11 protein-coding genes and 2 pseudogenes are annotated in these 15,777 nt (G+C 69.4%); 5 read left to right on the plus strand and 8 right to left on the minus strand.

The features are described 5' to 3' along the window. Window positions 1-20: 20 nt before the first annotated feature. Both ACFYW8_RS25885 and ACFYW8_RS25890 read right to left on the minus strand, forming a co-directional pair. Window positions 21-878, minus strand: coding sequence for an alpha/beta hydrolase (locus tag ACFYW8_RS25885; protein ID WP_389080531.1), 858 nt, complete (start codon window positions 876-878; stop codon window positions 21-23). A gap of 107 nt (window positions 879-985) precedes the next feature. Continuing rightward, window positions 986-1,810, minus strand: coding sequence for an alpha/beta fold hydrolase (locus tag ACFYW8_RS25890; RefSeq protein WP_389080534.1), 825 nt, complete (start codon window positions 1,808-1,810; stop codon window positions 986-988). Window positions 1,811-2,112: 302 nt separating this feature from the next. On the opposite strand from ACFYW8_RS25890, the gene ACFYW8_RS25895 reads away from it, so the two are divergent. The 5 genes and pseudogenes from ACFYW8_RS25895 to ACFYW8_RS25915 all read left to right on the plus strand — a co-directional run bounded on the left by ACFYW8_RS25895 (window position 2,113) and on the right by ACFYW8_RS25915 (window position 7,991). Next, the gene (locus ACFYW8_RS25895) at window positions 2,113-3,078 is read left to right on the plus strand and encodes a helix-turn-helix domain-containing protein (protein WP_389080536.1); all 966 of its coding nucleotides are present in this window, start codon (window positions 2,113-2,115) and stop codon (window positions 3,076-3,078) included. 207 nt (window positions 3,079-3,285) lie between these two features. Continuing rightward, window positions 3,286-6,060 (plus strand): ATP-binding protein, encoded by a 2,775-nt coding sequence (locus tag ACFYW8_RS25900; protein ID WP_389080539.1) that lies wholly within the window; start codon window positions 3,286-3,288, stop codon window positions 6,058-6,060. A 303-nt stretch (window positions 6,061-6,363) separates the two neighbouring features. Continuing rightward, a pseudogene (locus ACFYW8_RS25905) lies at window positions 6,364-6,597 on the plus strand (pyridoxal-phosphate dependent enzyme); the annotation flags it as partial. 226 nt (window positions 6,598-6,823) lie between these two features. After that, the gene (locus ACFYW8_RS25910) at window positions 6,824-7,381 is read left to right on the plus strand and encodes a hypothetical protein (RefSeq protein WP_389080542.1); all 558 of its coding nucleotides are present in this window, start codon (window positions 6,824-6,826) and stop codon (window positions 7,379-7,381) included. A 37-nt stretch (window positions 7,382-7,418) separates the two neighbouring features. Further along, window positions 7,419-7,991 carry a DUF6529 family protein gene (locus ACFYW8_RS25915; protein WP_365882830.1) on the plus strand — a complete coding sequence of 191 codons (573 nt, stop codon included), beginning with the start codon at window positions 7,419-7,421 and terminating at the stop codon, window positions 7,989-7,991. Between the two features lie 637 nt (window positions 7,992-8,628). Here the strand turns inward: ACFYW8_RS25915 and ACFYW8_RS25920 are convergent. The 6 genes and pseudogenes from ACFYW8_RS25920 to ACFYW8_RS25945 form a co-directional block, all read right to left on the minus strand. Further along, window positions 8,629-9,693: pseudogene (locus tag ACFYW8_RS25920) on the minus strand (S-(hydroxymethyl)mycothiol dehydrogenase); the annotation flags it as partial. A gap of 64 nt (window positions 9,694-9,757) precedes the next feature. After that, complete coding sequence (locus ACFYW8_RS25925) at window positions 9,758-10,975, minus strand: cytochrome P450 (RefSeq protein ID WP_389080546.1); 1,218 nt, start codon at window positions 10,973-10,975, stop codon at window positions 9,758-9,760. Window positions 10,976-11,019: 44 nt separating this feature from the next. After that, window positions 11,020-12,009: a PDR/VanB family oxidoreductase gene (locus tag ACFYW8_RS25930; RefSeq protein WP_389080548.1), complete on the minus strand. Its 990-nt coding sequence runs from the start codon at window positions 12,007-12,009 to the stop codon at window positions 11,020-11,022. A gap of 130 nt (window positions 12,010-12,139) precedes the next feature. Next, complete coding sequence (locus tag ACFYW8_RS25935; protein ID WP_389080549.1) at window positions 12,140-12,904, minus strand: IclR family transcriptional regulator; 765 nt, start codon at window positions 12,902-12,904, stop codon at window positions 12,140-12,142. A 48-nt stretch (window positions 12,905-12,952) separates the two neighbouring features. Beyond that, window positions 12,953-13,075: a hypothetical protein gene (locus tag ACFYW8_RS25940; RefSeq protein ID WP_365881645.1), complete on the minus strand. Its 123-nt coding sequence runs from the start codon at window positions 13,073-13,075 to the stop codon at window positions 12,953-12,955. A gap of 161 nt (window positions 13,076-13,236) precedes the next feature. Beyond that, entirely contained in the window at window positions 13,237-15,672 is a 2,436-nt protein-coding gene (locus tag ACFYW8_RS25945; protein ID WP_389080552.1) for a glycoside hydrolase family 3 C-terminal domain-containing protein, read from the minus strand. Window positions 15,673-15,777 lie beyond the last annotated feature (105 nt).

The following is a 15,777-nucleotide window of genomic DNA, read 5'->3' on the forward strand; positions in this document are numbered from 1 at the left end:
GGTGTCGGGGCGGGTTGGGGCTACTTGGTGAATCGCTGTACGAAGGTGAGAGCGGTCTCGGCGACGTCGCGCCAGCCTCGGTCGATGGTCAGCGAGTGCCCGCGGTCCGGGATTTCGGTGAACTCGGTGAGGCCGGGGTTGTGGAGCTGGCGCTTGTAGGCGGCCGCGGAGATGGCGTGCGGGACGGTGTGGTCCCTCTCGCCGGAGACGACCAACAAGGGGCCGCGGTCGGGGTTGTCGACGTCGACCTTGGCTTCGGTCCAGGGGTTGAAGTTCGCGGTGGCGGCCTGGAAGAGCGGTGCTCCGGGCGCCGGGACCGCGTAGTTGTCGTGAAGCTGTCGAGCCTCCTCCTCACTGACGGCGTTGGCGAAGGCGTAGCGGAACTGCTCGAAGGTGAGGGGCACGGCACGGTGCCGGTTGGCGGGGTTGCCGAGAACGGGCAGGGAGGAGCGCAGGGCGGAGACGGGCAGCGGCAGGACACCGCGGAAGGGCGCCGCGTCGATGGCGACGGTGGCGGCTGCCAGCCCGCGGCCGGCGACGATCTGGGCGAGGAGACCACCGAAGGAGTGGCCGATGACGGCGGGCTTGCGGTCGAGGAGTCCGATGACGGCGCTGTAGTGGTCGGCGACCTGGCCGACCGACTTGTTGGCGAAGACCTCCGGGTGGGCGGCGGCCTCCTCGACCGTGTCCGGGTCGTCGGGCCAGCCCGGCGAGAGCGGGGCGTATCCGGCGGCCTCGAACAGCGCCGCCCAGCGGTCCCAGCTGTTGGGCAGGAGCCAAAGGCCGTGGATGAAGACGACGGGTGTGCGGCCCGAGGCGTTGGCCTCGGCAACGCGCTCCAGGACGGCGGCGGGGATCTGGGCGGGGTGATCGGACATGCGGGGCTCCTCGAAGCAGGTGTTGAGCGGAAGACCGGGGCACCGGCGTGCGGTGCGGCGGAACGCGCGGGTGCGTGCGGTGCCCCGGGGCGGGCGGGTGAGGTGGTTCAGCTCGTGATGAAGGCGAGCAGGTCGGCGTTGAACGCCTTCTCGAAGTCGCCGACCAGGCCGTGCGGGGCGCCCGCGTAGACCTTGAGGTGTGCGTCCTTGACGAAGTTGACGGTCTGCAGGGCGGCGGCCTGGATGGGGACGATCTGGTCGTCGTCGCCATGTGCGACCAGGACGGGAATGTCGATGCTCTTGAGGCCCTCGGTGAAGTCGGTCTCCGAGAACGCCTTGATGCAGTCGAGGGCGCCCTTGATGCCGACTTGCATGCTCATCAGCCAGAACGCGTCGCGCAGGCCTTGGGAGACGTTCGCGCCGTCACGGTTGGCGCCGTAGAACGGGGAACTGAGGTCCTGGTAGAACTGCGAGCGGTCGGCGGCGACGCCGGCCCGGATCGCGTCGAAGTTCTCGATGGGGGTGCCTTCGGGGTTCGCGGCGGTCTTGAGCATCAGCGGTGGGACGGCACCGAGCAGGACGGCCTTGGACACCCGCGAGGTGCCATGACGGCCGAGGTAGTGGGCGACCTCGCCACCGCCGGTGGAGTGACCGACCAGGACGGCATCGGTCAGGTCGAGCTGCTCGATCAGCTCAGCCAGGTCGTCGGCGTACTGATCCATGTGGTTGCCGTCCCAGGTCTGGGAGGAGCGGCCGTGTCCACGGCGGTCGTGAGCGATGGCCCTGAAGCCGTGCGAGGCGACCAGGTTGGCCTGGTTGTCCCAGGCGTCGGCGTTCAGCGGCCAGCCGTGGCTGAAGACGACCGGGCGCCGCCCGCTGCCCCAGTCCTTGAAGAAGATCTCGGCGCCGTCGCGGGTGGTGATGGTGGGCATGCTGGTCCTCCGTGGGTGAACAGGTGTCGGTGGGGTGGGGCCGGCACGGTGGTCGGCCGGCGCTGTCACACCGGGTGGTCCGTCGTGCTTGGTGCCCTCAATCTCCCGTGCCGGGCCCAGCGCAGGATTGAGTCATCCGGCTGTGCCTGCCGCTTGAGTCGTCGTCCCGGCCGGTGCTGAGCATTGAGTCGTACGGGAGCGGTACGACTGCCGGAGGGCTTGGAGGCAACGTCCCCTCGTGGCTGGTCATTACGATGGGATCGGGGAGGGGCAGCCGCTGCGAGCGGCTGGGGAGGGGTGACATGGTTCTGGTTCTCGACACCGCGGACATACCGGAGCGCGATCGGGCCGAGGCCGTCCGCGCCGCGATGCTGACCGCCACCCCGGCCTGCAGACTCCACCATCAGGACTCCGGCAGCAGTCCTCGCGCCCGGATCGACCTGTGGCACTTCGGGGATGCCTTCCTGTGGCGGCACGACGGTACGGGCATGCGGATGACCCGCACCCCCACGCACATCCGTCGGGACGCACCCGAGACCGTCGCGCTGGCTCTTCAGGAGTACGGCCGGGCCCGCCGCACCCAGGCCGAGCACACACTCGACCTCGGCCGCGGCGACCTTCTGCTTTCTGATCTCACCGCCCCCTACGACTACGTCTGGTCCGGTCTCGGCTGCGCCAGTGCTCTGTCCGTCCCCTACGACCGGCTCGGGCTGCCGGTCGACCTGGTGCGCCGCGCCGCCCCCAGACTGCACGCCAGCGCGCTGTTCCCGCTGGTCCGCCAACACCTGGCCACGCTCACGAGGCAGGCCGACGCTGTCAGTCGTGACGGCCAGGCGCCGGCCGTCGGTGAGGCGAGCATCGCCCTGGTCCGCGCCCTGCTCGCATCCACCGACAGCGAGCACAGGGACGCGGCCGCAGCCCTGGATGACACATTGCCCGCCCAGATCAATGCCTACATCGAAACTCATCTGCGTGACCCGGAGCTACGGCCCGCGGTGATCGCCGCCGCGCACAACATTTCGCTGCGTCAGCTCTACCGGCTGATCCAGCCACCACACACGACTCTTGAACAGTGGATCGTCACCAGACGCCTGGCCGGCGCCCGGACCGATCTTGCCCGCTCGCGGGAGCGGCGTTCGATCACGGATATCGCCCGCTCCTGGGGCTTTCGCGATCCCTCTCACTTCACGCGGCGATTCCGGGCGGCCTACGGCCTCACCCCACGCGAATGGCGCCGGCTCACCACCGGGGAACGCGAAGCCTCCTAGCCGGCACGACTCGCCTGCCTGGCCGCGAGTCGCTCTGGTCCGACCGTGCCTGCCTCTCTGACAAGCAGCCTCACCATGACGGCCATTGCGGCAAATCCGGCACTGCGTGCCGGAGCCGTCCGCCCCGTCGTACGTTCTCCCTGCCGACGCCGCTCTACGCGCTCGGCGAGCGTCGTACACCACGCCCACACCCCGGCGGAGCAGCCCGTGAATGGCCCCCTGTCCCAGTCCGTGCCGTTCGGCGGCAGCGAGAGCGACCTCGTGGGAAGACAGAGTGAGAGGGCGCTGCTGGAGGAGTTGCTCGATCAGGCGGCAAGCGGGCAGGGAAACGCGCTGGTCCTCAGCGGTGGGGCCGGTATCGGGAAGTCCGCCCTGCTCGCCTGGGCCTGCGCCGACGCCACCCGCCGGAACATGACCGTGCTCACCGCCCTGGGCGTCGAACCCGAGAGCCGGATGCCCTTCGCGGGACTTCACCAGCTCCTGCTCCCGCTCCGACGGCACGCGCACCGGCTGGAGCCGGGCCAGCGCCGGGCCCTGCGCACCGCATTCGACGCGCAGGGTACTGTCCCCGACCTGTTCAGCGTCGCACTGGCCACCCTGGAGCTCCTGACGGAGTGCGCCGCCCTCACCCCGGTGGTGGCGGTCGCCGACGACACCCAATGGATCGACCGGCCGAGCGCCGACGTGCTGGCCTTCGTGGCCCGCAGGGTGACCACCGACCCCGTCCTCGTCCTCACCGCCTCACGCACCGGCCACCCGGACCCCCTCAGAGGCGGCGGCCTGCGTGAGATATCCCTGCATCCACTGGAATCCACCGCCGCGCAAGCACTCCTCGCGGCAAGCGCACCACAACTGACCGACGCCCAGCGCTCCCTGATCCTGAGCCAGTCGGCCGGCAACCCGCTGGCCCTGGTCGAACTCCCCAAATCCCTGATCCGGTCCAACCCGTCGGCCGGGCGACCCCGCGGCCTTCTCCCACTCAACGAGCGTCTTGAGCGGGCCTTCGGAATCCGCTACACCGATCTGCCCGCGGACAGCAGGACGCTCCTCCTCGCAGCATCCGCCGACACCAGCTGCGACCTGCCCCAACTGCTGCGCGCCGCGGCGATCGCCGGCGGCACACCCGTCGGTACCGCGGCGCTCCAGCCCGCCGTCGACAAGTCCCTCATCGGTCCGGACACCCTGCGCGTCCAGTTCCGCCACCCGCTGATCCGATCCGCGGTCTACACCCGGGCCACGGTCGCTGAACGGCTGGCGATCCACGCGGCGCTGGCCGTCGTCCTTGAGACCGACCCGGACCGGCAGGTCTGGCACCGGGTCGCCGCCACCCTGGGAACCGACGAAGACCTCGTCTCCGACCTGGAGGCGTTCGCCGCAAGAGCCCGGCCCCGCGGCGCCGTCACCATCGCCGTCACCGCCCTCGAACGCGGATCCGACCTGACCGCCGCTCCTGGGCGACGCACCTCGCTCCTGCTGCGGGCCGCGGAGCTCGCCAGCGAACTCGGAGAACGTACAGCCGCCGCCGAACTCGTCCAACGGTCCGACCCGTCGCTGATGGGCCCGGAGGACCGCGGCCGCCTGGCTGTCGTCCAAGAGATCGTCGACCCGGGCGAGATGCTCGACGAAGCCCGTATCCGCACTCTCCTGGAAGCCGCCGGCGCCGCGCGGGCCAGTGGCCACCCCGACCTGGCCGCCGACCTGCTGTGGCGGGCCGCCTCACGGTGCTGGTGGGGCAACCTGCCCCCTGATCTGCGCGCGGCCGTCGCCCAAGAGGTCGACCACCTTGGCCTGACCCCTGACGCCCCCCGCACCCTGGCAGTCCTGGCCTACGCCCTCCCACGGACGCACGGAAACGCGGTACTCAGCCGCATGTCCACCCTGACTCCCGACCGGTCCGATCCCGACGTCATGCGCTTCCTCGGCGGCGCCTCCCTCATCCTCGGAGACTTCCATACGGCCTCGTCCTACATGAGCGTCGCAGCCGACACCTGCCGCTCCCAGGGTCGTCTCGCCCTCCTGGCCCGCACGCTCGGCGCGGGAAGCTGGGGCAGGATCTGGACCGGCGAATGGGACCGTGCCCGCTCCGAGAGCGAAGAAGCCGCAGCGCTCGCGAAAGAGACCGGCGAGACCTTCTGGGCCACCTCCGCCACCACCAACCTGGCCATGCTCGCGGCCCTGCGCGGCGAACACGACACCGCCCTGACTCTCGCGCAGAACGCACAGGACAGCCTCAGCGTCACAGGCGTGCGCTTCCTTCTCAACAGCATCCAACAAGTCCGCGCCGTCACGGCGATCGGCACCGGCCGCTATGAGGAGGCATTCGACATCCTGCGACGCCTCTTCGACCCCGCCGAATCGACCTTTCACGACATGCGCTGGTGGGTCGCCCCCGACCTCGCCGACGCAGCCGCCCACACAGGACGACAGGAAGAAGCCCACACCATCCTGGCCGGCCTCGAGCCCCTCGCCGACCAGCTCTCCTCACCCATGATCCAGATGTGCCTGCACTACACCCGGGCTGTCCTCGCCGACGACGACAGCGCTGAACTCCCTTTCAAGCAAGCGCTGGCAGGCGACCCGAGCCGATGGCCGCCCTACCGCGCACGCCTCCTTCTCGCCCACAGCCGCTGGCTTCGCAGACAGCGCCGTACCGTCGAATCCAGAGCACCTCTGCGCGAAGCAAGAGACATTTTCGACACCCTCGGCGCACCATGCTGGAGCGACCACACTCGTCAGCTACTGCGCTCCGCAGGCGAAAACAGCACCCCACGATCACCGTCTGCCCGCGACCGCCTCAGCCCGCAAGAACTCCAGATCGCGACACTCGCTGCCACCGGCTTGACCAACCGCCAGATCAGCCAGCGTCTCTACCTCTCCCACCGCACCATCGGCTCCCACCTCTACCGGATCTTCCCCAAGCTCGGCATCACCGCCCGAACACAACTCGCCGACGCGCTCAGCTCCTTGGAGCCCACGGTCTGAAAGGTCCCGTCGCACCGCCAAGGCCGGTGCCCATCTGCCACTACCGACTTGACCGCTACGCGGTGGTCCCCCGGGGACGGCGCACCGGCCGTCGCCGAGGTCCGGATCCTGCTTGCCGAGCACGCGCCAGTCGTTCGGGCGAGCGAAGCCGTGCTCGACCGGCGCCGGACCGCGGCCAACGCCGCGTGATGTCGACCCCCGGTCCGGGCCGAGGGCGGCTGTCGTGCTTGGCCGTTGCTCGAGTTCTCGGCGACACGCGCGAACCAGGTGAGCTCTGGCGGACGTCGACACGTTTCCCGCGAAATGCGCGGTGCGGTGCGCAAGGTCCAGACCGACGCGCACCGGTCCGCCGATACGCACCTGCTCCGGTTCCCACTCCCCGAGGAGTGGGGCATCGACCTCTACCTCAAGGACGAGTCGACCCATCCGACCGGCTCCCACAAGCACCGCCTGGCCCGGTCCCTCTGTCTCTACGGGCTGTGCGACGGATGGATCCGGCCCGGTCGACCCGTCATCGAGGCGTCCAGCGGCTCCACGGTCCGTCGAGATCTGTTCCAGCGCTCTGGAAGAGGCCGGCGAGGTCTTCGTCCACGAGCACGGCGACTTGGGCGGCCGTGCCGCATCGAGTGTCGTCGGGGCATCCATCTGGGCGAAATCGCCCTGCGCTGCGGCGCTGCGGAGCACGCGGATCCCGGAGCTGCGGGGAGCATGACTCCAATGCGCCGGTCAGCCGTCCGGGGCACTGCGATGCTGTGGAGCTGTGATGAGGCGCACCCGCCTGACCGTTGTTGCCTGGACCGCTGCCGCTGTGGTGCTCGGCGTCGGCGCCGGTGGCTGCTCCAGCAGTAGTGGTTCGTCGTCCTCGTCGGCGACGCCGTCGAACGGGGCCACGAGCAGTGCGTCCGGCTACGCCCAAAGCGCGTCCGCAGCAGCGAGCAGCGCCTCGGCCGGTGCGCAGGCCGCGGTCATGACCGCCACGGCAGGCAAGCTCGGCACGATCCTGGTCGACGCGAAGGGCAACACCCTCTACCTGTTCGAGGCGGACAAGTCGACGCAGTCGACCTGCGACGGTTCGTGCGCCGCGGCCTGGCCACCGCTGCTGACGTCCGGCAGCCCGACGGCGAGCGGCTCGGCCAAGTCCGCACTGCTGGGCACGACGAAGCGGTCCGACGGCAAGATGCAGGTCACCTATAACGGGCATCCGCTGTACGGGTACGCCGGAGACTCCAAGCCGGGTGACACCAACGGCCAGGGCCTCAACCAGTTCGGCGCCGCCTGGTACGTGCTCAACACCAGCGGCCAAAAAGTGGATCTGAGCTGACCGCCGCCCTGTCCGTCGCCGAGCAGTGGACGCGACGATGACCGAAGGACACCGCGCTTCCGGGCGGCGCTCCGCCGGGGGCGCCGTCGCGCTGGTGCTGGGCGCCGCCGTGGCCGTGGCGGTGGCGATCTGGGTGACGGGACGACATCACAGCCCCCAGTACGGAACGGGTCTGTTCGGCGCCCACGGCACCGACGCGGTCGACCTCAAGGCCCGTCTGGGCAGCGCCCTGTTCGGCCTTGCGCTCGTCCAGCTCGTACTGGCTCTGTGGATGTACCACCGCCTTCCCGGCCTCGCGGCCGCGCCTCGCCCGGTGCGTACCGGACACCGTGTGCTGGGATTGGTCGCCTTCCTGCTGTCGCTGCCCATCGCGTACCACTGTGTCCGCACCTACGGGGTGGAGACCACGACCACGCGGGTCTTCCTGCACTCCGTTGCCGGCTGCGTGCTGTACGGCGCGTTCGTCGCCAAGGTGCTCGTGGTGCGCAGCCGTCGCCTGCCGGGCTGGATGCTCCCGGTCACCGGCAGCGTCCTCGTCTGCGCCGTCGGAGTGCTGTGGTACACCGGCGCGCTGTGGGCCCTCAACGGATTCGCCGCTCCCGGACTGTAAGAGGTCCTAGTAGCCGGAGCGGGTGCGCTCTCATCCCGCACGCGGTGATCCTGCTGGTGACGTGCGTGGCGCCCGGACCTCCCTCCCCGTCCCGCCCTACGCTGGCTTGCCTCGGAGCCTGCGCGGCCACGCCAAGGCCGCCAAACCAGACGCTGGTGAGCTGGGTCCGCGGGAGCGGACGAGACGTTCCGCGTCTGACCCAGCTGCACATCGACGATGAAGGTGCTGATCAGCATGGTCAACCCAACTCGATCGATCTTCTCGCCAGTCACGCACGGGGAGCTGACACATGTTCGGGATCCGAAACGTACGCCCTGCGTGACGTCGCCACAGCCTGCAGGTCCGCCGAACTGACCGCACAAGCGATCGTGACCGATCCCGGACAGCCTGGCAACGCGGGCCGAGAAAGCACGGGCCGACGCGATCAGTGCACGCTCATTGCTGGCGGGGCACTTCGGCACCCCTCGGAAGTCGAGTTGGCCATCCGCGCTGTCCTGGAGCTCTTCACTGACAGACGGCCAGGTACTGCGGCCAGGTACTGCCACCCATCCCAGACGGACACATCGGGTCTGCCGGCGGCAGGGTGAGGCAGCACCAGCAATGGAACCCCGGACGCCGAGGCATGGCTGCCTCTTAAGAGGACATCGCCCTTGTGTATGCGGGCGAAGGCGTCTTCGACCTCGTCCAAGGTGATCGTCTCGGTGACGAAGGAGTCGAGGTCCAGGCGGCCTTGGAGGTAGAGGTCGATGAGCATGGGGAAGTCGCGGGACGGGAGGCAGTCGCCGTACCAGGAGGACTTGAGCGTGCCGCCTCGTCCGAAGACGTCCAGCAGCGGCAGGTCGAGTTGCATGTCGGGGGTGGGGACGCCCACGAGGACGACGGTGCCGGCCAGGTCACGGGCGTAGAACGCCTGTCGGTAGGTTTCCGGCCGCCCGACGGCTTCGATGACGATGTCGGCGCCGAATCCGCTGGTGAGCTCGCGGATCGCCTCGACCGGGTCGGTGTCGCGCGCGTTCACGGTGTCCGTTGCGCCCATCGTCCGCGCTGCCTCGAGCTTGAGGTGGTCGATGTCCACGACGATGATCTTCGCGGCGCCGGCCGGCCGTGCGCCGACGACGGCTGCGTTGCCGACGCCGCCGCAGCCGATGACGGCGACGGTGTCGCCTCGGCCCACTCCTCCTGTGTTGATTGCCGCGCCAATGCCTGCCATGACCCCGCAGCCGAGCAGCCCGGCGGCGGCCGGTGAGGCGGCCGGATCAACCTTCGTGCACTGGCCGGCGGCGACGAGGGTCTTTTCGGCGAAGGCGCCGATGCCGAGGGCAGGTGACAGTTCGGTGCCGTCGGTGAGAGTCATCTTCTGGCGCGCGTTGTGCGTATCGAAGCAGTACTGCGGGCGTCCGCGTCGGCATGCGCGACAACGGCCGCAGACCGCCCGCCAGTTCAGGACGACGAAGTCGCCCGGCACCACGTCGGTGACTCCGGTGCCGACCGACTCCAGGATGCCCGCCGCCTCGTGTCAGAGAAGGAACGGGAAGTCGTCGTTGATGCCGCCTTCGCGATAGTGCAGGTCGGTGTGGCAGACGCCGCAGGCCTGCACTCTTACCACCGCCTCGTCCGGCCCTGGATCGGGCACGACGATCGTCTCGACGCGCACCGGCTCGCCTTTGCCACGGGCGACGACGCCGCGTACGTGCTGAGGCATGGATGGATCCTCTCGACTGTCTGCCTGTGTGGGAGGTGATGCTCGGGTTCACGACGGACGGTGGTCAGCTCACGGGGCGCACGCGTACGGGGAGCTCCGCGAAGGAGCGCAGGGTGTTGTTGAGGTGCCGGCGCGGTTCGCCCGCGAGCTCGATGCGTTCCACTCGTCGAGCCAGGGCCGTGAGGAGTGCTTCGGCTTCCAGGCGGGTTACGTGCTGGCCTACGCATTGATGGATGCCCATGCCGAAGCCGACGTGTCCGGATGGATCGCGGGTGAGGTCGAAGCGGTCCGGGTCGTTCCAGCGGGCCGGGTCACGATTCGCCGCGCCGAGGAACATGAGGATCTTGGATCCCTCGGGGATGAGGGATCCCGCGATCTCGACGTCGGTCGTGGCCGTGCGGAAGAAGGTCTGGACGGGTGACTGCCAGCGCACCGCCTCATCGAATGCCACGCGGGCCAGGTCGGGGCGTTCGCGGAGCCGCTGCCATTCGCCGGGGTGGCCGGCGAGGGCGTAGAGGGTGGCGGCCAGGCCATGCACTGTCGTGTCGACGCCCGCGGTGAGAAGGGAGCGTACGACCAGCGGTGCCTGCTCGTGGGTGAGGTCGCCGCGGTCGGCAGCGGCCCAGATGCGGGCGCCGAATCCGTCGTCGGCGAGGGCTTGACGGGCGCACTGGGCGTTCACCCAGGCGGACAGGTCGGCGGCCCTGGCAGCGTCTGCCTGCACGAGGGCGTTGACGGGGCCGAAGGCGTTGAAAGCCATGTTGCCGTAGGGCAGGAGGTTGTCGCGGCCGTCGGGTCCCAGTCCCACGGCGTCCGGGAAGACGCGCAGCGGGAACGCTTTGGCTAGCGCTTCGAACGCGTCGAAGTCGGTTCCCTGGGTGGCCAGGACGGTGTCGACGAGGTCGTCGGCTATCGGCTGCCATGCCGCGCGCAGTCGGCGCAGTGCTGGTGGGGCGAGTATCTCGCGCAGGACGCGGCGCGGTGCGTCGTGGTGCGGCGGGTCGGCCTCCAGCAACAGGCTCGGAGGCCGCCAGGGCTTCGCATGGCGGAAGTTGGCCAGTCCCACGCCGGCGGCGGACTGGAACGTCTGCCAGTCGACGAGGGCCGCGTGCACGTCGCGGTATCGGGCGAGCGCGTAGACGTCGTAGCGGGACAGCCGCACGACGGGACCTGCTTCCCGGAGGGCGTGGTGCAGGGGTTCGGGCGTCGTGAGGTGTTCGGTGGCGAACGGGTCTGCGTCGCTCGTGGGCGGTCCGACGGCAACGGCGGGTGCTTCGGACATGGCGGCTCCAGCGAAGTGCGGCTCGGGAAGGGGCGGGTCGTGGCTCAGAGATCCAGGACCAGGCGGGCCGAACGGGAACGTGAAACGCAGGGCAGCATGCAGTCGTTGGCGGCGCGTTCGTGTTCGGCCAGCACCGAGTCCCGGTGGTCCGGGGTGCCTTCCACGACCGGGGTGAGGCAGGTGCCGCAGGTGCCGTGCTCGCAGGAAGACAAGACGTCCGCACCTGCCCGCCGCACGGCTTGGAGGACGGTGACGTCGGGGGTGATGGTCACCGTGCGCCCGCTGCGGCGCAGTTCGACCTCGAAGGGCCCGTGGTGCACCGGCTCTGTCAGGGCCTTGTCTGTGAATCGCTCCGTCCGCAGGCTGTACGTGGGCCAATGGGAACACGCTGCCTCAACGGCAGTGAGCAAGGGCCCAGGTCCGCAGCAGTACACCTTGGTTCCCTCATCCGGTTCGCTCAGCCAGGCCTCCAGGTCGAGGAGTCCGACCTCGTCCTGGGGGCTGATGTGAACGCGGTCGCCCCAGGAGGATGTGAGTTCCTCGAGGAAGGCCATGGACGCTCGACTGCGGCCTCCGTACAGCAGTTGCCAGTCGGCTCCGGTCACGTCGGCTTGATGCACCATCGGCAGCAGAGGAGTGATGCCGATGCCGCCCGCGATGAACAGGTACCGCTCGGCGGGCGCCAGGGGGAAGTGGTTGCGCGGCCCTCCGACCTCCACGAGGTTCCCGGGCATGAGCTGATCGTGGACGTAGGCGGAGCCGCCCCTGCCAGGGGCTTCGCGGAGGACCGCGATGCGGTAGGCGTGCGGGTCCCATCGGTCGCCGCACAGGGAGTACTGGCGAGTCGCACCGGTCGGGAGAATGAGGTCGATGTGCGAGCCGGGCGTCCAGTCCGGCAGCCGTGTGCCCTCGGGATGCGCGAGGGTGAGTGCCACGACGCCGTCGGCGACAGGGTCCTTGTCCTGCACCTGCAACGTCACGGTGGAGAGGCTCTGTTGCAGCGGAGCGGTGGGCAGCAGGTTGTGTACGACCACGTTGTCGCCTCCCGTCGGTGGAATGCAGGAAGCATGCGCGCGGGCGCCGTCGGACCGCGACGGCATTCTCGTTCAGTGAGAGACCGACTTCGCGGAGATGTCATGCGGCTGTCGCATCGCCGTCACCTGCCTATGGAGCGTCCTGTGTCCCGCGTCCGGCCAGCGCGCGGGAGATGCCCCGGGCGGCGGTCCGTACGACGGGGACCACGGCCTGGGCGCCGGCCTCGTTGGGCACGATGACCGACAGCGCCGCGATCACCGTGCCGTCCGCACCGCGGACGGGCGCGGCTACGCCCAGGGCCTCCGCGTGGACGTAGCCGGGGCAGTACGCATAACCCTGCTGCCGGATCTCGGCCAAGGTCGCGCGCAGCTGTGCCGGAGTGGCCGGTGTCGCCGGTGTGTACGCGGTCAGCGGGCTGTCCAGGATCCTTTGTTTGAGGTCACTGGGGCCGTGGGCGAGGAGCACCAGACCGCTGGAGGAGGCGTACAGAGGAAGGCGCCCGGCGATCCGGGTGTAGTTGATCACCGCGTGTGGTGCGGAGAGCCGTTCGAGGAAGAGCACGTCGTCGCCGTCGAGGACGCCGATCTGCACGTGGTGGCCCACGACGTCGTGGACGCCTTCCATGAACGGCATTGCGTGATCACGCAGGGAGAGAGTGGGGGAAGCACGCGTTACCAGCTCCCACAGCCGCACGCCGATGCGTACTTTGCGGTCGGAGTCCCGGCTCAGGAAACCGTGAGCCACGAGCTCGGCCACGAGGCGGGAGACCGTGGCCACGTGCAGGCCGGTTCGACGGGCGATCTCGGAGACCGTCAGCGCCGGTTCGTCCTGGCTGAACGCTTCGAGAATGCGAGCTGCCCTGGACAGCACCGACTCCTGATGAGGTGTGTGCATGGCGAACCGTTCTGGTGGTCTCCCGGCCGGGGGTGTCCGTTTCTGCGTCTACTCGTACGCACTGTCCATGGCAGCCAGTGCGTGAGCGATGTCCGTGGTGCCTGCGAAGAGGGCACGCACCTGCTCGAAGTGCGTCTGCTGCACCTCTGAGTTGGGCCATCGCTGATCCATGAACGGTACCGTCGTTCCGTCCTTCTGCCGCCGTGCCACCTCCGCGACGGCGGGAAGTCGTCCTCTTTCAAGGCCAGGACGGAGGCAGGGTTGCCGCTACCGGGCCAGACGGTGGAGGTGGCGAGGAGGCGGACGGCGTGACGCGCCGGCCGGGATTGCGGTCAGCTGATGGGAACGGCTCGCTGCGCGGTCAGGTCGCGGGAACTGTGCGCTGTGGCAAAGGTGTACCTGCCGGGGACAAGTGCCCAGGCACCTGCCTTCCAGATGGTGAGGTTGTCCACGGGAATGGTGACCGTGAGCCGCTGGGAGCCCGCGGGGGCCAGGGTGAGTTTGCGGAACGCGACGAGCCGCTGCGGCTCGGCGGCGGCGGCGCTCGGCAGTGCGGCGTAGAACTGCACGAGTTCCGTGCCCTTGCGTGAGCTGGTGTTGGTGACGGTCACGCCCACCGTCACTGTCTTGGCTCTCTTGTCGTATGTGGCTTCGAGGGAGCCGTGGGCGAAGGTGGCGTACGACAGGCCGTGGCCGAAGGGGAAGCGCGGCTGCTGCCCCTTGCTGTCGTAGTAGCGGTAGCCGATGGAGATGCCCTCGTCGTAGGAGACGGCTCCGTTGCTGCCGGGGTAGGTCGCGGGTGTGGTGCCCGGCCCCTGGGTGGCGTCGGCGGGGAAGGTGACGGGCAGGCGGCCGGAAGGGTCGCTGTCTCCGAAGAGGACAGCGGCCAGCGCCGTGCCCATGCCGCGACCCCCGTACCAGGCTTGGAGCACGGCCTCGACGTCGCCGAGCCAGGGCATCGTTACGGGACCGTCGGTGTTGAGGACGACGGTGGTGCGCGGGTTGACCGCTGCCACGGCGGCGATGAGCTGTTCCTGATCACCAGGCAGACCGAGTGCCAGGTGATCCATGTCCTCGCCGGCGACCCGGTTGACGAAGACGACGGCGGCGTCCGCGGCGCGCGCCGCGTCGACAGCGGTGGGAATCAGGGATTCGGGCTGCCATCCGAGGGTGAGCCCGCAGGTGCCGGGGTCGGTGGTCGCGTTGGTGTAGGTCACCTCGATGGTGACGGCCTTTCCGGCGGTCAGCGCGGCGGTGCCCTGGAGGGGGTAGTCGTAGGGGCCGAGGAAGAATCGGCGGCTGTGCCGGGTGCCGGTGGCGACCGTGGTGCCGTTGACCTTCAAGGTGGCGGTTCCGGCGGCGAGCAGGGAGAACCGGTGCAGGCCCGTGGTCGTCGGCACCAGGGTGCCGGTCCATTTCGCCGACCACACGTCGGGCAGGTTGTCCACGGGAGCAGCGGTGAAGTCGACGGTGGCGTCGGTGCGGGTGGTGAGCGGGGTGCCGGAGGCCTCTGCCCCTGAGTAGTAGGTGGCGGACAGGCCGGGGGTCCCGGCGCCGTTGCGCAGCACGGTGGAGGGCACCGCGGTCAGGGGGAGATCTCCCTTGGTGCCCTGTGCGTGCGTGATGGTGACGGCGCTGCCCGCGCGGGCGCGGATGGCGTCCAGGGGGGTCGTCCATGATCCCGGGTCGACGTAGGTGGAGCCGCCCACGCCGGTGAAGGCGTCGGTGCCGGCCGGGCCGATGACGGCCAGGGATTTCAGGGTGGCCGGGAGAGGGAGTGCTGCGGAGCGGTTGGCCAGAAGCACCAGGGAGGCGACGGCGGTCTCATGGGCGAGGTCCTGGTGGGCCTGGGTGCTGACGTCGGCCGCCGGAGTGGGCACAGGATGGTCGAAGAGACCGTTCGCGTACATCGTGACGAGGATGCGTCGGGCCGCGTCGTCGAGCCGGGTGCTCGGTATCGCACCGCCCGTGAGCGCTCCGGCGGGGATCTTGACTGCGTAGGGTCCGAGCCCGGCGAGGTCCATGCCGGCTCGTGCGGCGGCGACCTGGTCGTCACCCGCCCAGAAGTCCGGCACGGTGTAGCCCTGCAGTCCGATGGCCTTCTTCAAGTCGTCGAAGAGAGCCGAACTCTGTGTCGCGAAGGTCCCGTTGATCTTCGGGTAGGCCATCATGACCGAGGTGGTCGGGGCGGCTGTGACAACGCGGCGGAACGGCGCTTCGTACAGTTCGTGCAGCGCACGGTCGGAGACCTTGGTGTCTGTGGAGAAGCGGTTGGTCTCCTGCGTGTAGGCGGCGAAGTGCTTGACCGTGGCTGCGACGTTCTGGCTCTGTATGCCGGTGGTGAGAGCCGCGCCCAACTGGCCGGCGAGCAACGGGTCCTCGCCCATGCCTTCGGACTGTCGGCCGGAATGCCAGGTCCGGGTGAGATCGACGGTGGGGCCGAGGAGGTTGTTGTAACCCTTGGCACGGCCCTCCGCGCCGATCGCGCGGCCGATACATGCCGCCAGGTTGGCGTCGAACGTCGCCGCCTGCGCGACCGGAACCGGGAATGCGGTAACGCCCTGCTCGCCGCGCAGACCGGCCGAGGCGTCCACCATGGTCAGAGCCGGTATACCCAGGTGAGCGACGGTCGCGAAGTCGCACCGGACGAGCGCTTCCTTCTCAGCCGCTGTCATACGGCCGAGCATCGCGTCCGCCTGATCCTGTGGTGCCTCGGACCGTGCGGCGGCTGCCGCTTCGGTCATCAGGGGAGCCATGCTCAGGCTCATTGCGGTGAGGGTGGCGGCAGACAGAAATGATCTTCTTTTCACGGCGGCTCTCCGAAAGGGGGGCGGATCTACGCTTATGGAAAAAGGGGCCGGCCGAGGGTCAGG

Origin of the sequence: Streptomyces sp. NPDC002742, from assembly GCF_042888885.1 — a bacterium.
Taxonomy (GTDB): Bacteria; Actinomycetota; Actinomycetes; order Streptomycetales; family Streptomycetaceae; genus Streptomyces.